This window comes from Streptomyces sp. CB03238, assembly GCF_002099185.1.
GTDB lineage: Bacteria > Actinomycetota > Actinomycetes > Streptomycetales > Streptomycetaceae > Streptomyces.
This window is the reverse complement of record NZ_NBCN01000012.1, coordinates 24,454-41,150: the sequence shown is the minus strand read 5'-3', so window position 1 is coordinate 41,150 and position 16,697 is coordinate 24,454. Positions and strand designations below refer to the sequence as shown.

Below are 16,697 nucleotides of genomic sequence, written 5' to 3'. Positions count from 1 at the left end.
ATCGACTGAGGGGGCCGTTGTGACGGATCCGTATCTGATCATCTCCTCCGACTGCCACGCCGGACTGCCGACCGAGCAGTACCGGCCCTACCTGGACTCCCGCTTCCACCGCGCCTTCGACGAGTTCCTCGCCGGGCGGGACGCCCGCCGCGCCGAGATGACCCGCCTCGGCGTACGCAACGAGGCGTTCGCGAGCAAGTGGTTCAGCGACAACGAGGAGGGGCTGAGGGGCGGCTGGGAGCCCGCCCAGCGGCTCAAGGAGCTCGACGGCGACGGGGTGGCCGCCGAGGTCGTCTTCCCCGACGCGGACGCCGTCGACAGCCGGACCGCCGCGCCCTTCGGCGTGGGCCTGGGCCTGTCCGGCGACCAGGACCCGGAGCTGGGCATGGCGGGCGCGCAGGCGCACAACCGCTGGCTGGCCGAGTTCGTCTCCGAGCATCCCGAACGGCACTGCGGGGTCGCCCTGCTGCCCGTCACGGGCGAGGTGGACCGGGTCGTCGCCGAGATCCACCGGGCCAAGGAGTCCGGGCTCGGCGCGCTGATGATCCCCTCCATGTGGGTCGACAAGGCGCCATACCACGACCGCCGCTACGACCCAGTGTGGGGGGCCGCCGCCGAGACCGGCATGCCGGTGCTCACCCACTCGGGCGCGGCGCCGCGCCACGAGTACGGCGACCATCTCGGCATCTACGTCAGCGAGGTGACCTGGTGGCCGGCCCGGCCCCTGTGGTTCCTGCTCTGGTCGGGCGTCTTCGAACGCCACCCGGGGCTGAGGTTCGGCGTCGCCGAGTCGGGCTGCTGGTGGCTGCCGAACCTGCTGTGGTTCATGGACCGGCTCTACCTGGGCGCCCATGGCGGCAAGAAACTCTCGCCCTTCGCGGAGCTGAAGCGGCCCCCCAGCGAGTACCTGGACCGGCAGGTCTTCATCTGCGCCACCAACACCAAACGGCGCGAGCTGGCCCAGCGGTACGAGATCGGCGTCGACAACATCCTGTGGGGCAGCGACTTCCCGCACCCCGAGGGCACCTGGCCCGACACGCGCGCGTGGCTGCGGAAAACCTTCCACGACATCCCCGTCGCCGAGACCCGGCGCATGCTGGGCCTCGCGGCGGCGGAGGTCTTCGGGTTCGACACGGCGAAACTGGAGCCCGTCGCCCGCCGCATCGGGCCCACCCCGGCCGACCTGGGCCAGAGCGACGACCAGGCGGCCGTGGAGGCGTCCTGGGCGCGCTCGCGCGAGGTGGGCCGCCACTGGCTTACCGGCCACGACTTCCCGCACCTCGGAGGGGCCTGATGGAGCGCTACACGGTCATCTCCGCCGACTGCCACGCCGGCGCCGACCTCCTCGACTACAAGCCGTACCTGGAGAAGAAGTACCACGACGACTTCGACGCCTGGGCGGCCACCTATGTGAACCCGTACGAGGACCTCCTCGCCGACACCGCCGACCGCAACTGGAACTCCGGCCGGCGCCTCGCCGAACTGGAGGCCGACGGCATCGTCGCCGAGGTGGTCTTCCCCAACACCATTCCGCCCTTCTTCCCGTCCGCGTCCCTGATGGCGCCCGCGCCGACCGGTGAGGAGTACGAACAGCGCTGGGCGGGCCTCCGCGCCCACAACCGGTGGCTCGCCGACTTCTGCTCGCTGGCGCCGGGGCGGCGGGCGGGCGTCGCGCAGATCCTGCTGAACGACCCGGAGGAGGCCGCCCGCGAGGTCCGCCGCACGAAGGAGGCGGGCCTGACCGGCGGCATCATGCTCCCGGGCACCCCGCCCGGCTCGCGCCTCCCGGAGCTGTACTCCCGGGCGTACGACCCGATCTGGGCCGTGTGCGAGGAGCTGGACGTACCCGTCAACCACCACGGCGGCTCGGCGTCCCCGCCGCTCGGCGACGAACCGGCCGCGCGGGCGGTCTTCATGGTCGAGACGACCTGGTTCTCGCACCGCGCTCTCTGGCACCTGGTCTTCGGCGGCGCCTTCCGCCGTCACCCGGGACTCACACTCGTCCTCACCGAACAGGGCTCCGGCTGGATCCCCGGTGTCCTGGAGATGCTGGACTACTACCACGACCGTCTGGTCGCGGCCTCCACCTCGGCCGAGTCCAAGTTCGGCGCCGGACTGGCGGCCTCCATGGGCAAGGGCCCGAGCGAGGTGTGGCGGGACAACTGCTTCGTCGGCGCGAGCTTCATGCGCCCGCACGAGGTGCCGCTGCGGGACCGGATCGGCCTCGACAAGATCATGTGGGGCAGTGACTACCCGCACGACGAGGGCACGGCCCCGTACTCCCGCGAAGGCCTCCGCATCGCCTACGCGGGCCTGCCGCGCGAGGAGGTCGCCGCCATGGCGGGCGGCAACGCGGCCCGCGTGTACGGGTTCGACCTGGCGTTCCTCGACCCGCTCGCGGCCGTCCACGGCCCCACCGTCGCCGAGATCGCCGAACCGCTGACCGAGGTCCCGGCGGACGCGACGAGCCCCGCGTTCGCCCCGGGCGGGTCGGTGCGCGTCTGGTGAACGCGACGGTGAGACCCTCCCGTGGTGACTGACGCACCCCATGAAGAGGAACACGGCGGCGCGCTCGGCACACGCCTCAACTGGCTGCGTGCCGCCGTCCTCGGCGCCAACGACGGCGTCGTCTCCACCGCGGGCCTCGTCGTCGGCGTCGCCGGCGCCACCGACGACCGCGCCACCCTCCTCACGGCCGGCCTCGCGGGCCTGCTCGCCGGCTCCATGTCCATGGCCGCCGGCGAGTACGTCTCCGTCTCCACCCAACGCGACTCCGAAAAGGCCGCCCTGGCCGTGGAGAAGCGCGAGCTGCGCGAACAACCGGAAGCCGAACTCGACGAACTCACCGACCTCCTCGAAGCCCGCGGCCTGACCCGCGACGTCGCCCGCGAGGCCGCCGAACAACTCACGGAACGCGACGCACTGCGCGCCCACGCGCGCGTGGAGCTGGGAATCGACCCCGACGAGCTGACCAACCCCTGGCACGCGGCGGCCGCCAGCTTCCTCGCCTTCACCATCGGCGCCCTGCTTCCCCTCCTCGCCATCGTCCTCCCCCCGACCCCCGCCCGCCTCTACGTCACCGTCCTCTCCGTCCTGGCGGCCCTCACCCTCACCGGCTTCTCCAGCGCCCGCCTCGGCGACGCCCCCGCCCGCCCGGCCATCCTCCGCAACGCCGGCGGCGGAGCCCTCGCCATGGCCGTGACGTACGGGGCGGGAACGCTGCTGGGCGCGGCGGGGGTGTGAGTCCGGAGTCAAGCCCATCGAGGGGCGTCGGTGCCCCACAGGCCCGGTGGGCGGGCCCAGTTCGCCGGGGCTCCTTCGTACCAGACCGGGGGCAGGGCGTGCCGCAACCGGCCCATGGGGCTGTCCGTCTCGGTCAGTCGGCGCTCCGGGTCGAAGCCGCGCTCCCGCTCCGGTGTCTTCGTGAGGCCGTGCACCAGCCAGTGGGCGGTCTGGGTCAGGGCGAGGCGGGCGAGGCGTGTGCCGCCGCCGTCCTGGCCGTGCTGGAGCGTCACCGCCCGGAGCACGGCGGCGGCCAGCAGGTAGCCGGTGCCGTGGTCGAGGGCCTGCGCGGGCAGCGCGCCGGGCTCGCCGTCGGAGCCCTCCAGCGCGGCGATGCCCGTCGCGACCTGGACCAAGCTGTCGAAGCCCCGCCGCTCGTGCCACGGCCCGTACCGGCCCCACGCCGACAGCTGGGCGACGACCAGGCCGGGGCGGCGCTCGGCCAGGGCATCGGGGGAGAGCCCGAACCGGTCCAGCGCGCCCGGCCGGTAGCCGGTCACCACCACGTCGGCGCCTCCCAGCAGGTCCTCGAAGGCCCGGTGGTCCCTGGAGTCACCGAGGTCCAGGGTCGTCGAGCGCTTCCCCATGCCGGTGTCGTTGTGTGCCTCCTGGCTCTCCGGCAGGTGCGGCGCGTCGATCCGCAGCACGTCCGCGCCCAGCAGCGCCAGCGTCCGCGTGGCGACCGGCCCGGCCAGCACCCGCGTCAGGTCCAGCACCCGCAACCCGGCGCAGGGCAGTAGCGGCGTACCGGAAATCCGGCTCCACGCGCGCGTGGGCCCCCCTTCACCGATGGCCTCCAGCGTCAGCAGCGGCTGCCCGGCCACCAGCGCGCCCTGCTCGTGCGCCGCCCACTCCTCCGCGCCACGCGCCGCGACGGCGAGTCCGCCCGCCGCGTACACGGTGTCCTCCACATCGACGGCGCGGCGCCCCGCGATCACCTCGCCGACCGCGTCGGCCCCGGCGTCGTCCGGCAGGCCCAGCGCGGCGAGCAGCCGGGACCGGTGGTGCGGGTAGTTGGCGTGCGTACGCACCCACCCGTCGGCAGCCCGCCAGAACCGTGACAGCGGTGCGAACGTCGTCCACGCCCGCCCGTCCACCCTGACCAGCCGGTCGCTGAGGAACGCCGCGGCCACCGCGCCGTCGTCGACCCGCACCCGCGGCACCTGCCGCCCGGTGCGTACGGCGGTGAGCTCGGCGGCCGCCAGTGCGCAGACCGCGACGGTCGCGCGGGCCAGCTCCATCCCGGGCAGCCGCGCGGGCAGGCCGTCCGACGGACCGCCGTAGGAAACCCGCTCCAATAGAGCCGGGTCGGCACTCAGTGCCGCCCATGCCTGGGACGTACCGGCAGAAAGTTCAGCGTCCATACTGGCACTATGGCACTGAGTGCCATTGCGGGGAAGAGCCCCGGACGCGGTATGTGCACCGCGCCCGGGGCCCCGGGATCCGTTACCTCCGTACCGCGTCCAGCGCGTCGGTCATGCCCGTCCCGTAGAAGCCGTTGTCGCGCTTGCCGCCCTCGCACACCGCGTCGACCGTGCCGTCGCCGTTGATGTCGTACGGGTTCGTGCACGCCATGTCGTCGGCCTGCTTGTACAGCAGCGCCTTCACCTCGGCGGGCGAGGCGTACGGGCGCGTCGACTTGATCAGCGCGGCCACACCCGCCACGTGCGGCGACGCCATCGACGTACCGCCCTTGTAGCCGTACTTCCCGCCCGGCAGCGTCGACAGGATCAGCCCGCTGGTGGCCGGCGCCTCCGGCGGCTGGTACGCCGTCGAGTCACCACCCGGGGCGGCGATGTCCACCACCCCGTCGCCGTAGTTCGAGTACGAGGCCTTCAGGCCCTTCGCGCCCGTCGCGGAGACGGTGACCACACCGTCGAGCATCGTCGGAACGTCCGGGCACTCGCTCGGGTCGACGACCCGCTCGACCGGCGTGGTGTCGTTCGGGCTGGTCTTGTCGACCACCTCGTCCGACGCCAGGTCCGTACGGGAGTTGCCCGCGGCGGCGACATTGACCGCGCCCTTGCGCTCGGCGTACCGCGTGGCGCGCTGGAGCGCCTCCACCAGGGCGCCCTGGTCGAGGTCGTTCTTGCACGTGTACAGCCACGGGTCGACGTAATAGCTGTTGTTGGTGACCTCGACGCCGTGCTCGGCGGCCCAGACGAACCCGCAGACGACGGACTCGGTGTAGAAGAAGCCGTCGGGGTCGGACACCTTGATGCCGGAGACCTTCACGCCCGGGGCGACACCGGTCACGCCGACACCGTTCTTCGCGGCGGCGATCGTGCCGGCGACATGCGTGCCGTGGTCGCTCTCGGTGGGGCCCGGCCGCCAGGAGCCCTCGGTGGTGTCCGGGGCGCCGGTCACGCAGTTCGCGGACGCCGCGCGGTCGAAGTTGGGGGCGAGGTCCGGGTGGGTGTCGTCGACGCCCGTGTCCAGGACCGCGACGGTGACCTTCTTGCTGCCCAGGGACTTCTCGTGCGCCTTGTCCGCCTTGATGGCCGGCAGGTCCCACTGGAGGGGCTCGAACGGGTCCTGGCCGTCGGACGCCAGGTCGGCCGCCGCGCGGGCCTCCTTGGCGGACAGTGGCTGCTCGGCCCCGATGTCGGTGGTGGTCTGGGCGGCGAGCGGCGCGGTCCTCGTGGCTCCCGCCGACTTCACGCCGCGTACCTCGCGGATCGTCCTGGCGAAGTCCGGGTTCTGCGAATGGACGACGATGACACCGATCTGGTCATAGGCGATCACCACCGTGCCGCCCGCCTCGGATATCGCCCTCTTCACCGCCTTGACGGTGGAGTGACCGCCCGTCACATTCACGACGTACGACATCTTCGGGCCGTTCGTCGCGACAGCGGCGGCCGGGGCCCCCTCCAGCGGGGCCGCCGACGCGGCACCCACCGGAAGCAGGCCGAGCGAGGCCGTGAGCGCCAGACCGGCGGGCAGCGCGAGTATGCGCCCGCGTCCGGTTCCCAGATGAGCCATGGGTTCTCCACATCATCCGTGACGTCCGCCCACACACCGGGTGCGCGTGGACGGGTACATGACGAGCGAAGTTATCGCCGATCATCCCGGCCCATCAATGACTTGGAGAGATTGGAAGAAAGAAAAAGGCCCCAGGTGAACCGCGTCGACACCGCTTCCGTGCCGTTGATCAGGGGAGGAGCACCAGGCCCGTGCCGGCCCCCCGACCGTGAGGTTCTTTGTCCATGCCCAGCGCACCCGCGTCGCGAGGAGTTTCCGTGGTTACCGATGCACCGCCGCCCGAGGGCGGTACGGACACCAGTCCCGCCCAGCCCACGACAGAGTCGTTCGTCGAGGTGCAGGAGGGTGCGGAATTCGGCGAACTGCGCCGCACGTACCGCTCCTTCGCCTTCCCCCTGACCATCGCCTTCATCGCCTGGTACCTGCTGTACGTCCTGCTGTCCAACTACGCGGGCGGCTTCATGGGCACCAAGCTGTTCGGCAACATCAACGTGGCGCTGGTCCTCGGCATCGGCCAGTTCGTCACCACCTTCCTCATCGCCTGGTTCTACTCCCGGCACGCCGCCGAGAAGCTCGACCCGAAGGCGGAAGCAATCAAGTCCGGTATGGAGTCCCGTATGGAGGCCGGCGCATGAGCAGCCCCACCGTCTGGCTGGCCGCGGCATCCGACGCCTCGGAGCACCGGCCGCTGATCATCACCCTTTTCGCGGCCTTCGTCGTCGCGACCCTCTTCATCACCGTCTGGGCCGGCCGCCAGACCAAGAACGCCTCCGACTTCTACGCGGGCGGCCGCCAGTTCACCGGCTTCCAGAACGGCCTCGCCATCTCCGGCGACTACATGTCCGCCGCGTCGTTCCTCGGCATCGCGGGCGCCATCGCCCTCTTCGGATACGACGGTTTCCTCTACTCCATCGGCTTCCTGGTCGCCTGGCTGGTCGCCCTGCTGCTGGTCGCCGAGCCGCTGCGCAACTCCGGCCGGTACACCATGGGCGACGTCCTCGCCTACCGCATGCGCCAGCGCCCCGTCCGTACCGCCGCGGGCACCTCCACCATCGTCGTCTCGATCTTCTACCTGCTCGCCCAGATGGCGGGCGCGGGCGTCCTGGTCTCGCTGCTGCTCGGAATCACCTCGGACGGCGGCAAGATCGCGATCGTCGCCCTCGTCGGCGTACTGATGATCGTGTACGTGACCATCGGCGGGATGAAGGGCACCACCTGGGTGCAGATGGTCAAGGCCGTGCTGCTCATCGCGGGCACCCTGCTCATCACCTTCCTCATCCTGCTGAAGTTCGGCTTCAACCTCTCCGACCTGCTCGGCACCGCCGCCGCCAACAGCGGCAAGGGCGCGGCCTTCCTCGAACCCGGCCTCAAGTACGGCGCCACCGGCACCTCGAAGCTGGACTTCATCTCGCTCGGCATCGCCCTGGTGCTCGGCACCGCGGGCCTGCCGCACATCCTGATCCGCTTCTACACGGTGCCCACGGCCAAGGCCGCCCGTAAGTCGGTCAACTGGGCCATCGGCATCATCGGCGCCTTCTACCTGATGACCATCGTGCTCGGCTTCGGCGCCGCCGCCCTCCTCAAGCCCGGCGACATCATCGCGTCCAACAAGGCGGGCAACACGGCGGCCCCGCTGGCCGCCCTGGAGATCGGCGGCGGTGGCGACTCCGCGGGCGGCGCGATCCTGCTCGCCGTGATCTCCGCGGTCGCCTTCGCCACCATCCTCGCCGTCGTCGCAGGCCTCACCCTCGCCTCGTCGTCGTCCTTCGCGCACGACATCTACGCCAACGTGATCCGCAAGGGACAGGCCACGGACAAGGAGGAGGTACGCGCCGCCCGCTGGGCGACCGTCTTCATCGGCATCGTCTCCATCGCGCTCGGCGCGCTGGCCCGCGACCTGAACGTCGCAGGCCTGGTCGCGCTCGCCTTCGCGGTCGCGGCCTCCGCGAACCTGCCGACGATCCTCTACAGCCTGTTCTGGAAGAGGTTCACCACCCAGGGCGCCCTGTGGTCGATCTACGGCGGCCTGACCGCCTCCGTGGCGCTCGTGCTGTTCTCGCCGGTCGTCTCCGGCAAGCCCAGCTCGATGTTCCCGGACGCCGACTTCGCCTGGTTCCCGCTGGAGAACCCGGGCCTGATCTCCATCCCGCTCGGCTTCCTGCTCGGCTGGCTCGGCTCGCTGCTGTCGAAGGAGGAGCCGGACAAGGGCAAGTACGCGGAGCTGGAGGTCAAGTCCCTCACCGGTGTCGGAGCGCACTGACGCGCACACCGTGTGCGACCGTACGTCGCCGGCCCGTGGGCCGCGTCGTAGATCCCTACGACGCGGCCCCGCCGCTCCTGTGGACAATGGCCCGTGTTGTTGTCAGTGGTGTCACGTACGCTCCTTGGTATACGGAACCTGATAACCGGGGGAGGCGCCCACAGTGCTCATCGACACATACGGCCGCGTGGCCACTGACCTGCGCGTCTCGCTCACCGACCGGTGCAACCTCCGGTGCACGTACTGCATGCCCGAAGAGGGCCTGCAGTGGCTCGCCAAGCCCGACCTGCTCACCGACGACGAGATCGTCCGGCTGATCCGGATCGCCGTCACCGACCTCGGCATCACCGAGGTCCGCTTCACCGGCGGCGAGCCGCTCCTGCGCCCCGGACTGGTCGGCATCGTCGAGCGCTGCGCCGCCCTGGAGCCCCGCCCCAGGATGTCGCTGACCACCAACGGCATCGGCCTCAAGCGCACCGCGCCCGCACTCAAGGCCGCCGGTCTGGACCGGGTCAATGTCTCCCTCGACACCCTCCGCCCCGACGTCTTCAAGACCCTGACCCGCCGCGACCGCCACAAGGACGTCCTGGAGGGCCTCCAGGCCGCCCGGGACGCCGGGCTCACCCCGGTCAAGGTCAACTCGGTCCTCATGCCGGGGCTCAACGACGACGAGGCCCCCGACCTGCTCGCCTGGGCCGTGGAGAACGACTACGAGCTGCGCTTCATCGAGCAGATGCCGCTGGACGCCCAGCACGGCTGGAAGCGCGACGGCATGATCACCGCCGGGGACATCCTGGAGTCGCTGCGTACGCGCTTCGGCCTCGACCCCGAGCCCGACGAGGCGCGCGGCTCGGCACCCGCCGAGCGCTGGATCGTCGATGGCGGACCGCACCGCGTGGGCGTCATCGCCTCCGTCACCCGGCCCTTCTGCCGGGCCTGCGACCGGACCAGGCTCACGGCCGACGGGCAGGTGCGCACCTGCCTTTTCGCCCAGGAGGAGACGGACCTGCGGGCCGCACTGCGTTCGGACGCGCCGGACGAGGAGATCGCCCGCATATGGCGGCTCGCGATGTGGGGGAAGAAGGCCGGCTCGGGGCTGGACGACCCGAGCTTCCTGCAGCCCGAGCGGCCGATGTCGGCGATCGGCGGCTGAGCGGCCCGTCAGCGGTTCGAGTGGGACTCCCACTCGGCGAGCGTGACCACGTCCTTCAAGAAGCCCCGCACGCCCAGGAATTGGGACAGGTGCTCGCGGTGCTCGTCACAGGCCAGCCAGGTCTTGCGGCGCTCCGGCGTGTGCAGCTTCGGGTTGTTCCACGCCAGCACCCACACGGCCGCGGTACGGCAGCCCTTGGCGGAACAGATCGGGGTGGTGGTCTCGTCGCTCACAACACGTCCAAACAAAAAGCCCGAACAAAGGCGACGCCGGGCAGCCACGGGGGGAGCTGCCCGGCGTCGGTCCGTCGCTCCGACGGGGGATGCGGAGCGCCTACGAAGTATGTCACGGGGACCGGGGTGGCGTGCACCGAAACCACATGATTGATCTGAGCTTTTCTTGAGCTTTGCAGACCGGTGGCGGCTCAGCTCTGCTCGTACTGGCGTTCCTGCCGGGGTTTCCGGTGGTCCCGGCGATCCTCCCACTCCGACTCCGACTCCGACACCGGTTCCGCTGCCGGTTCCGTCCCCGGCTCTTCGGGTGCCCGTGCTCCGGGCTCCTCCGTGGCGCGGCCCGCCGTCAGCATAGGGTGCTCGGTCACCGGAGTCGGTACGAAGGTCTGCGGCAGCGAAGGCGCCGTCTCCCGGCCCGCGTTGGCGATCACCACCGCGACGTACGGCAGCACCGCTCCCAGCACCAGGGCCACGATCGCCACGTGCCGCTCGACGTTCCACAGGGACGCGGCCGCGATCACCGCGACGGTCCGCACCGACATGGAGATGACGTAGCGCCGCTGCCGGCCGCGCACATCGTCCGCCAGCCCCTGACGGGCGCCGGTGATCCGGAAGACCTCGTCGCTGCCACGCTTCCGCATCACGTTCCACCACCCGACATCCACGCCGGACGCTCCCCGGACCGGCTTGCTTCCACGGTACGCCCGCCCTGCGCCGCGTACGAGACCGGGTCACCCTTCACCAGCGCCGACGGTCCCGGGCCTCGCACGTACGGACGCGTCCGACATGCGCCGTACGCCAGGTGGGCCGAGACTTGTCGGGACTGCTCACGTCAATCCGTACCAAGGAGGCAGCCATGGGCTGGTTGTGGGCGATTATCGTCGGATTCGTGCTGGGCCTGCTGGCCAAGGCGATCCTGCCAGGCAAGCAGCACAGTCCGCTGTGGCTGGCCACCATTTTCGGCATCATCGGCGGCATCGTCGGTAACGCCCTCGCCAGGGCATTCGGCATCGAGGCGACCCCGGGCATCGACTGGGGCAGGCACGCCCTCCAGGTCGTGGCGGCGGTCGTCATCGTCGGCCTCGGCGACATGCTCTACATGTCGATGCGCGGCAACAGACAGCGGGCCTGACCCAACGGCGAAGGGCGGCGCCCCGAGTGCGGAACACTCGGGACGCCGCCCCGCGGCGCCTCATGGGCCGGCTTGCTCCGCCCGCCCGGCGATGTCAGTGCCGGTGCCGGCGCCGGGGAAGGCAGCCCCGACGAGCCGGAGCACGTCCCCGCAATGGCCGCCCGGGCCGACCGCCGCGCCGGAAGACCGCCTGCGGCCGTGCCCGGCGACAAACCCGCGCCGGAAGACCCCCCGGGGCCGTCCCGGCGTCCACCGCGCCGCGACAACCGCAACCGCGCCGGGACGCCGCCCGGGCAGCGCCGTGACAACCGCCCTGGAACGCGCCCGGGCCGCGCCGCGGCAACCCCGCCGGAAGACCGCCGGAAGACCGCCCGCGGCCGTCCCCGGTGAGTACCGCGCCGCGACAACCGCGCAACCGCAACCGCCACCGCAACCGCGCCGGAAGCGCCCCCGTGGCACGTGCCCGGGGCGCCCCGCCGGCAGCCGGGCCCGTCAGCCCGCGGTGACCTCGATCGCCGCCAGGTTCTTCTTGCCGCGCCGCAGCACCAGCCAGCGCCCGTGCAGCAGCTCGTCGGCGGACACCACGGCGTCCTCGGCGGTCACCTTGACGTTGTTCACGTACGCGCCGCCCTCCTTGACCGTGCGGCGGGCCGCCGACTTGCTCGGCGCCAGGCCCACCTCCGCGAAGAGGTCCACCACCGGGCCGGGCTCGGCGACCCGGGCGTGCGGCAGCTCCGCGAGCGCCGCGGCCAGCGTCGACGCGTCCAGCTCCGCCAGCTCGCCCTGCCCGAACAGCGCCTTCGAGGCGGCGACGACCGCGGCGCACTGCTCGGCGCCGTGCACCAGCGTCGTCAGCTCCTCCGCGAGCGCGCGCTGGGCCGCACGGGCCTGCGGGCGCTCCTCGGTGAGCTTCTCCAGATCCTCGATCTCCTCGCGGGACTTGAAGCTGAAGATCCGCAGGAACTTGGAGACGTCCCGGTCGTCCGCGTTCAGCCAGAACTGGTAGAACGCGTACGGCGTGGTTCGCTCGGCGTCCAGCCAGACCGTGCCCGTCTCGGTCTTGCCGAACTTGGTGCCGTCGGCCTTCGTGATCAGCGGCGTCGCCAGGGCGTGCACCGCGGCGTGGGGCTCGACCCGGTGGATCAGGTCGGCGCCCGCCGTGAGGTTGCCCCACTGGTCGCTGCCGCCGGTCTGCAGGACGCAGCCGTGGCGCCGGTACAGCTCCAGGAAGTCCATGCCCTGCAGGATCTGGTAGCTGAACTCGGTGTAGCTGATGCCCGCGTCCGAATTCAGGCGCCGCGCGACCGCCTCCTTGGCGATCATCTTGTTGACCCGGAAGTACTTGCCGACGTCCCGGAGGAAGTCGATCGCCGACAGCCCCGCCGTCCAGTCCAGGTTGTTGACCATGGTCGCGGCGTACGGGCCCTCGAAGTCGAGGAACCGCTCGATCTGCTCCCGCAGGCGCTCCACCCAGCCGGCGACGACCTCCGGCGCGTTCAGCTGCCGCTCCGCGGTCGGCTTGGGGTCGCCGATCAGGCCCGTGGCACCGCCGACCAGGCCGAGCGGGCGGTTGCCCGCCTGCTGGATCCGGCGCATGGTCAGGATCTGCACCAGGTTGCCCAGGTGCAGGCTGGGGGCTGTCGGGTCGAAGCCGCAATAGAACGTGACGGGACCGTCCGCGAACGCCTTGCGCAATGCGTCCTCGTCAGTGGAGAGGGCGATCAGCCCCCGCCACTGCAGTTCGTCGACGATGTCCGTCACGGTGACGTCTCTCCTTGAGCGAAATGGGATCGAACAGGTGCGGTGTTCCCCGCCAGTCTATGGGGGTCACACACCCTGGCTGACCGAACTCATGTTGAAGTCCGGCACCCGCAGCGGCGGCATCGCGGCACGCGTGAACCAGTCGCTCCACTCACGCGGCAGCGTCCGCTCGGTACGGCCGGCCTCCGTGGCCCGCGACAGCAGGTCCACCGGCGACTCGTTGAACCGGAAGTTGTTCACCTCGCCGACGACCTCGCCGTTCTCGACGAGGTACACGCCGTCCCTGGTCAGCCCGGTCAGCAGCAGCGTCGCCGGGTCGACCTCGCGGATGTACCACAGGCAGGTCAGCAGCAGCCCGCGCTCCGTGGAGGCCACCATCTCCTCCAGGGACCGCTCGCCACCGCCGTTCAGGACAAGGTTGCCGATACCGGGCGTCACGGGCAACCGAGTAAGCGCGGCGCTGTGCCGCGTGGTGATCAGGTGCTCCAGCCGGCCCTCCCGTAGCCAGTCGGTCGGCGCCAGCGGCAGCCCGTTGTCGAACACCGACGAGTCGTCGCCCGACGCGTGCGCGATCACGAACGGCGCCGACTCCAGGCCCGGCTCGTTCGGGTCGCTGCGCAGGGTCAGCGGCAGCGGGGAGAGCGTCTCGCCGATCCGGGTGCCGCCGCCCGGCTTGGAGAAGACGGTGCGGCCCTCCGCCGCGTCCCGGGCGGCCGACGACCACAGCTGGTAGATCATCAGGTCCGCCACGGCGGTGGGCGGCAGCAGCGTCTCGTACCGCCCGGCGGGCAGCTCGACACGGCGCTCGGCCCAGCCGAGGCGCTGCGCCAGCTCCGCGTCCAGGGCGATCGGGTCGACGTCCTTGAAGTCCCGCGTCGCGTGCCCCGTCCACGCCGACCGGGTCCGGTCCGGCGACTTGGCGTTGAGCTCCAGCGTCCCGGACGGCTGGTCGTGCCGCAGCCGCAGCCCCGTCGACGTACCGAGGTACGTCGAGGTCAGCTCGTGGTTCGCGAACCCGTACAGCTCCCGGCCCCCCGCGCGGGCCCGGGCGAACGCCTCGCCCAGCGCGGGCGCGAAGTCCGCGAACACGGCCGACGAGGTCTCGGCGGGCGCGTCCGTGAAGTCGGGCGACGCCTCCCCGCCGGTCACCAGCGGCTGGGCGTCCTCGGCCGGCCCGGCGCCCCGCGCGGCGGCCTCGGCCGCCCGGACGAGCGGCTCCAGCTCCTCGGCGGTGACCGCCGACCGGGACACCACGCCGGACGCGGTGCCCTCCGCCCCGTCGACGGTGGCGATGACGGTGAGGGTCCGGCCCCGGGTCACACCGTTGGTGGTCAGGGCGTTGCCCGCCCAGCGCAGGTTGGCGGACGAGTGCTCGTCCGCGATGACGGCACACCCGTCCGCGCGGGACAGTTCCAGGGCCCGCTCGACGATCTCGTACGGCTTCGCTACGGGGCTCATCGGCCACCCTCCTGCGCGGTGTTGAGAATGTTCACGCCCCGGAACAGGGCCGAGGGGCAGCCGTGCGAGACCGCCGCGACCTGGCCCGGCTGGGCCTTGCCGCAGTTGAAGGCGCCGCCCAGGACGTACGTCTGGGGGCCGCCGACCTTCTCCATGGATCCCCAGAAGTCCGTCGTCGTCGCCTGGTACGCCACATCGCGCAGCTGGCCGGCCAGCCGCCCGTTCTCGATCCGGAAGAACCGCTGCCCGGTGAACTGGAAGTTGTACCGCTGCATGTCGATCGACCACGACCGGTCGCCGACCACATAGATGCCGCGCTCCACCCCGCCGATCAGGTCCTCCGTCGACAGCCCGCCCGGATCCGGCTGGAGCGACACGTTCGCCATGCGCTGCACCGGCACGTGCCCCGGTGAGTCCGCGTACGCGCAGCCGTTGGACCGGCCCAGCCCCGTCAGCTTCGCGATCCGCCGGTCCAGCTGGTAGCCGACCAGCGTGCCGTCCTTCACCAGGTCCCAGCTCTGCGCCTCGACGCCCTCGTCGTCGTACCCGATCGTGGCCAGCCCGTGCTCGGCCGTACGGTCACCCGTCACGTTCATGATCGACGACCCGTACGCCAGCTTCCCCAGCTGGTCGAACGTGGCGAACGACGTCCCCGCGTACGCCGCCTCGTACCCCAGTGCCCGGTCCAGCTCGGTCGCGTGCCCGATCGACTCGTGGATGGTCAGCCACAGGTTCGAGGGGTCGACGACCAGGTCGTACGTCCCCGGCTCCACGCTCGGCGCCCGCATCTTCTCGGCGAGCAGCTCCGGGATCCGCTCCAGCTCGGCGTCCCAGTCCCAGCCCGTGCCGGTCAGGTACTCCCAGCCACGCCCGACCGGCGGCGCGATCGTCCGCATCGAGTCGAACTCGCCGGTCGTCCCGTCCACCGCGACCGCCGTGAGCTGCGGATGCAGCCGTACGCGCTGCTGCGTGGTGACCGTCCCGGCCGTGTCCGCGTAGAACTTGTTCTCGTGCACGGTCAGCAGCGAGGCGTCCACATGCGCCACCCCGTCCGCGCGCAGCAGCCGTGCGCTCCACTCCGCCAGCAGCCCGCTCTTCTCGGCGTCCGGCACGGTGAAGGGATCGATCTCGTACGACGAGACCCACGTCCGGTCCGCGTGCACCGGCTCGTCCGCCAGCTCGACGCGCTCGTCGGAGCCCGCGGCCGCGATCACCTGGGCCGACAGCTTCGCCATGGCCACGGCCTGCGAGGCCACCTTGGCGGCCGCGTCCATGGACAGGTCCACCCCGGACGCGAACCCCCACGCCCCGCCGTGCACGACCCGCACCGCGTACCCGAGGTCGGTGGTGTCCGACGATCCGGCGGGCTTGGCGTCCCGCAGCCGCCACGAGGCGCTGCGTACCCGCTCGAAACGGAAGTCGGCGTGCTCGGCGCCGAGCGCCCTGGCCCGCGCGAGCGCCGCGTCGGCGAGCGCCCGCAGCGGCAGTGCCGTGAAGGCTTCGTCGATGGAATGAGGCACGAATGTCTCCTGTCGTATGAGACCGGTCGTCCCGATCATGTCGCGCCGCACGGTCCCGTGCCCAGTACTTTCCGCAGGCCCTTCTGTAGGGACCCGACAGTGACACCCGTACGCCACTGTCAGGGCTCGATTCTCCGTAGTGAGCGCCGGACCGATAGGTTTTCGATGAACCAGACCGCTAGGGAAAGGGTGATCCGTTGAGCCGCTCGGTTCTCGTCACCGGAGGTAACCGGGGCATCGGCCTCGCCATCGCCCGCGCATTCGCCGACGCCGGCGACAAGGTCGCGATCACGTACCGGTCCGGCGACCCGGCAGAGCTCGCCGAGGAGGGCTTCCTGGCCGTCCGGTGCGACATCACCGACGCCGAGCAGGTGGAGCAGGCCTACAAGGAGATCGAGGAGAAGCACGGTCCGGTGGAGGTGCTGGTGGCCAACGCCGGTGTCACCAAGGACCAGTTGCTGATGCGGATGTCGGAGGAGGACTTCACGTCCGTACTCGACACCAACCTCACCGGCACCTTCCGGGTGGTCAAGCGTGCCAACCGCGGCATGCTGCGCGCCAAGAAGGGCCGGGTCGTCCTGATCTCCTCCGTGGTCGGGCTGCTGGGCTCGGCGGGCCAGGCGAACTACGCCGCCTCCAAGGCCGGGCTCGTCGGCTTCGCGCGCTCCCTCGCCCGCGAGCTGGGCTCGCGCAACATCACGTTCAATGTCGTCGCACCCGGTTTCGTCGACACCGACATGACCAAGGTGCTGACCGAGGAGCAGCGGGCGGGCATCGTCGCCCAGGTGCCGCTCGGCCGCTACGCGCAGCCCGACGAGATCGCCGCCGCGGTCCGGTTCCTCGCGTCCGACGACGCCTCGTACATCACTGGAGCCGTCATCCCCGTTGACGGCGGATTGGGCATGGGTCACTGATC

General features: G+C 71.3%; 15 protein-coding genes. 8 read left to right on the top strand and 7 right to left on the bottom strand.

What is annotated here, in order from left to right:
- The first annotated feature begins 19 nt into the window (after positions 1 to 19).
- Genes BKD26_RS22950 through BKD26_RS22940 form a run of 3 tightly spaced genes read left to right on the top strand, consistent with a single transcriptional unit; the run spans position 20 to position 3,243 of the window.
- A complete protein-coding gene (locus BKD26_RS22950) occupies positions 20 to 1,294 on the top strand; it encodes an amidohydrolase family protein (protein WP_084901326.1) in 1,275 nt (424 codons plus the stop codon).
- Complete coding sequence (locus BKD26_RS22945) at positions 1,294 to 2,508, top strand: amidohydrolase family protein (RefSeq protein ID WP_084901324.1); 1,215 nt, start codon at positions 1,294 to 1,296, stop codon at positions 2,506 to 2,508. Before BKD26_RS22950 ends, BKD26_RS22945 begins: the two co-directional genes overlap by 1 nt.
- A 24-nt stretch (positions 2,509 to 2,532) precedes the next feature.
- Positions 2,533 to 3,243: a VIT family protein gene (locus BKD26_RS22940; protein ID WP_084901724.1), complete on the top strand. Its 711-nt coding sequence runs from the start codon at positions 2,533 to 2,535 to the stop codon at positions 3,241 to 3,243.
- Positions 3,244 to 3,251: 8 nt separating this feature from the next.
- On the opposite strand, the gene BKD26_RS22935 is transcribed toward BKD26_RS22940, so the two are convergent.
- Positions 3,252 to 4,646, bottom strand: a complete 1,395-nt coding sequence (locus BKD26_RS22935; RefSeq protein WP_084901321.1) for a CoA transferase — start codon at positions 4,644 to 4,646, stop codon at positions 3,252 to 3,254.
- 82 nt (positions 4,647 to 4,728) lie between these two features.
- On the bottom strand, positions 4,729 to 6,264 hold the full coding sequence (locus BKD26_RS22930) for a S8 family serine peptidase (protein ID WP_084901318.1): 1,536 nt from the start codon (positions 6,262 to 6,264) through the stop codon (positions 4,729 to 4,731).
- A gap of 257 nt (positions 6,265 to 6,521) precedes the next feature.
- Between BKD26_RS22930 and BKD26_RS22925 the strand changes: the two genes are divergently transcribed.
- The 3 genes from BKD26_RS22925 (at position 6,522) to moaA (ending at position 9,677) form a co-directional block, all read left to right on the top strand.
- Positions 6,522 to 6,899: a DUF485 domain-containing protein gene (locus BKD26_RS22925; RefSeq protein WP_084901316.1), complete on the top strand. Its 378-nt coding sequence runs from the start codon at positions 6,522 to 6,524 to the stop codon at positions 6,897 to 6,899.
- Positions 6,896 to 8,524 carry a cation acetate symporter gene (locus tag BKD26_RS22920; protein ID WP_084901313.1) on the top strand — a complete coding sequence of 543 codons (1,629 nt, stop codon included), beginning with the start codon at positions 6,896 to 6,898 and terminating at the stop codon, positions 8,522 to 8,524. The genes BKD26_RS22925 and BKD26_RS22920 overlap by 4 nt, the downstream gene beginning before the upstream one ends.
- Before the next feature lie 163 nt (positions 8,525 to 8,687).
- The gene (moaA, locus tag BKD26_RS22915; protein WP_084901311.1) at positions 8,688 to 9,677 is read left to right on the top strand and encodes a GTP 3',8-cyclase MoaA; all 990 of its coding nucleotides are present in this window, start codon (positions 8,688 to 8,690) and stop codon (positions 9,675 to 9,677) included.
- Positions 9,678 to 9,685: 8 nt separating this feature from the next.
- Here the strand turns inward: moaA and BKD26_RS22910 are convergent, their stop codons facing one another.
- A complete protein-coding gene (locus BKD26_RS22910) occupies positions 9,686 to 9,910 on the bottom strand; it encodes a hypothetical protein (protein WP_084901308.1) in 225 nt (74 codons plus the stop codon).
- A gap of 191 nt (positions 9,911 to 10,101) precedes the next feature.
- On the bottom strand, positions 10,102 to 10,551 hold the full coding sequence (locus BKD26_RS22905) for a DUF3099 domain-containing protein (protein WP_084901721.1): 450 nt from the start codon (positions 10,549 to 10,551) through the stop codon (positions 10,102 to 10,104).
- Between the two features lie 215 nt (positions 10,552 to 10,766).
- Here BKD26_RS22905 and BKD26_RS22900 point away from each other — a divergent pair, with 215 nt between their 5' ends.
- Positions 10,767 to 11,042, top strand: a complete 276-nt coding sequence (locus BKD26_RS22900) for a GlsB/YeaQ/YmgE family stress response membrane protein (RefSeq protein ID WP_084901306.1) — start codon at positions 10,767 to 10,769, stop codon at positions 11,040 to 11,042.
- A 492-nt stretch (positions 11,043 to 11,534) separates the two neighbouring features.
- Here BKD26_RS22900 and tyrS read toward each other — a convergent pair whose 3' ends face one another.
- The 3 genes from tyrS to BKD26_RS22885 form a co-directional block, all read right to left on the bottom strand.
- A complete protein-coding gene (tyrS, locus tag BKD26_RS22895) occupies positions 11,535 to 12,803 on the bottom strand; it encodes a tyrosine--tRNA ligase (protein WP_084901303.1) in 1,269 nt (422 codons plus the stop codon).
- 66 nt (positions 12,804 to 12,869) lie between these two features.
- Positions 12,870 to 14,261 (bottom strand): metallopeptidase TldD-related protein, encoded by a 1,392-nt coding sequence (locus tag BKD26_RS22890; RefSeq protein ID WP_084901301.1) that lies wholly within the window; start codon positions 14,259 to 14,261, stop codon positions 12,870 to 12,872.
- The gene (locus BKD26_RS22885) at positions 14,258 to 15,781 is read right to left on the bottom strand and encodes a TldD/PmbA family protein (RefSeq protein ID WP_084901718.1); all 1,524 of its coding nucleotides are present in this window, start codon (positions 15,779 to 15,781) and stop codon (positions 14,258 to 14,260) included. The genes BKD26_RS22890 and BKD26_RS22885 overlap by 4 nt, the downstream gene beginning before the upstream one ends.
- Before the next feature lie 197 nt (positions 15,782 to 15,978).
- On the opposite strand from BKD26_RS22885, the gene fabG reads away from it, so the two are divergent.
- Complete coding sequence (gene fabG / locus BKD26_RS22880; RefSeq protein ID WP_084901298.1) at positions 15,979 to 16,695, top strand: 3-oxoacyl-[acyl-carrier-protein] reductase; 717 nt, start codon at positions 15,979 to 15,981, stop codon at positions 16,693 to 16,695.
- The last annotated feature ends 2 nt before the right edge of the window (positions 16,696 to 16,697 follow it).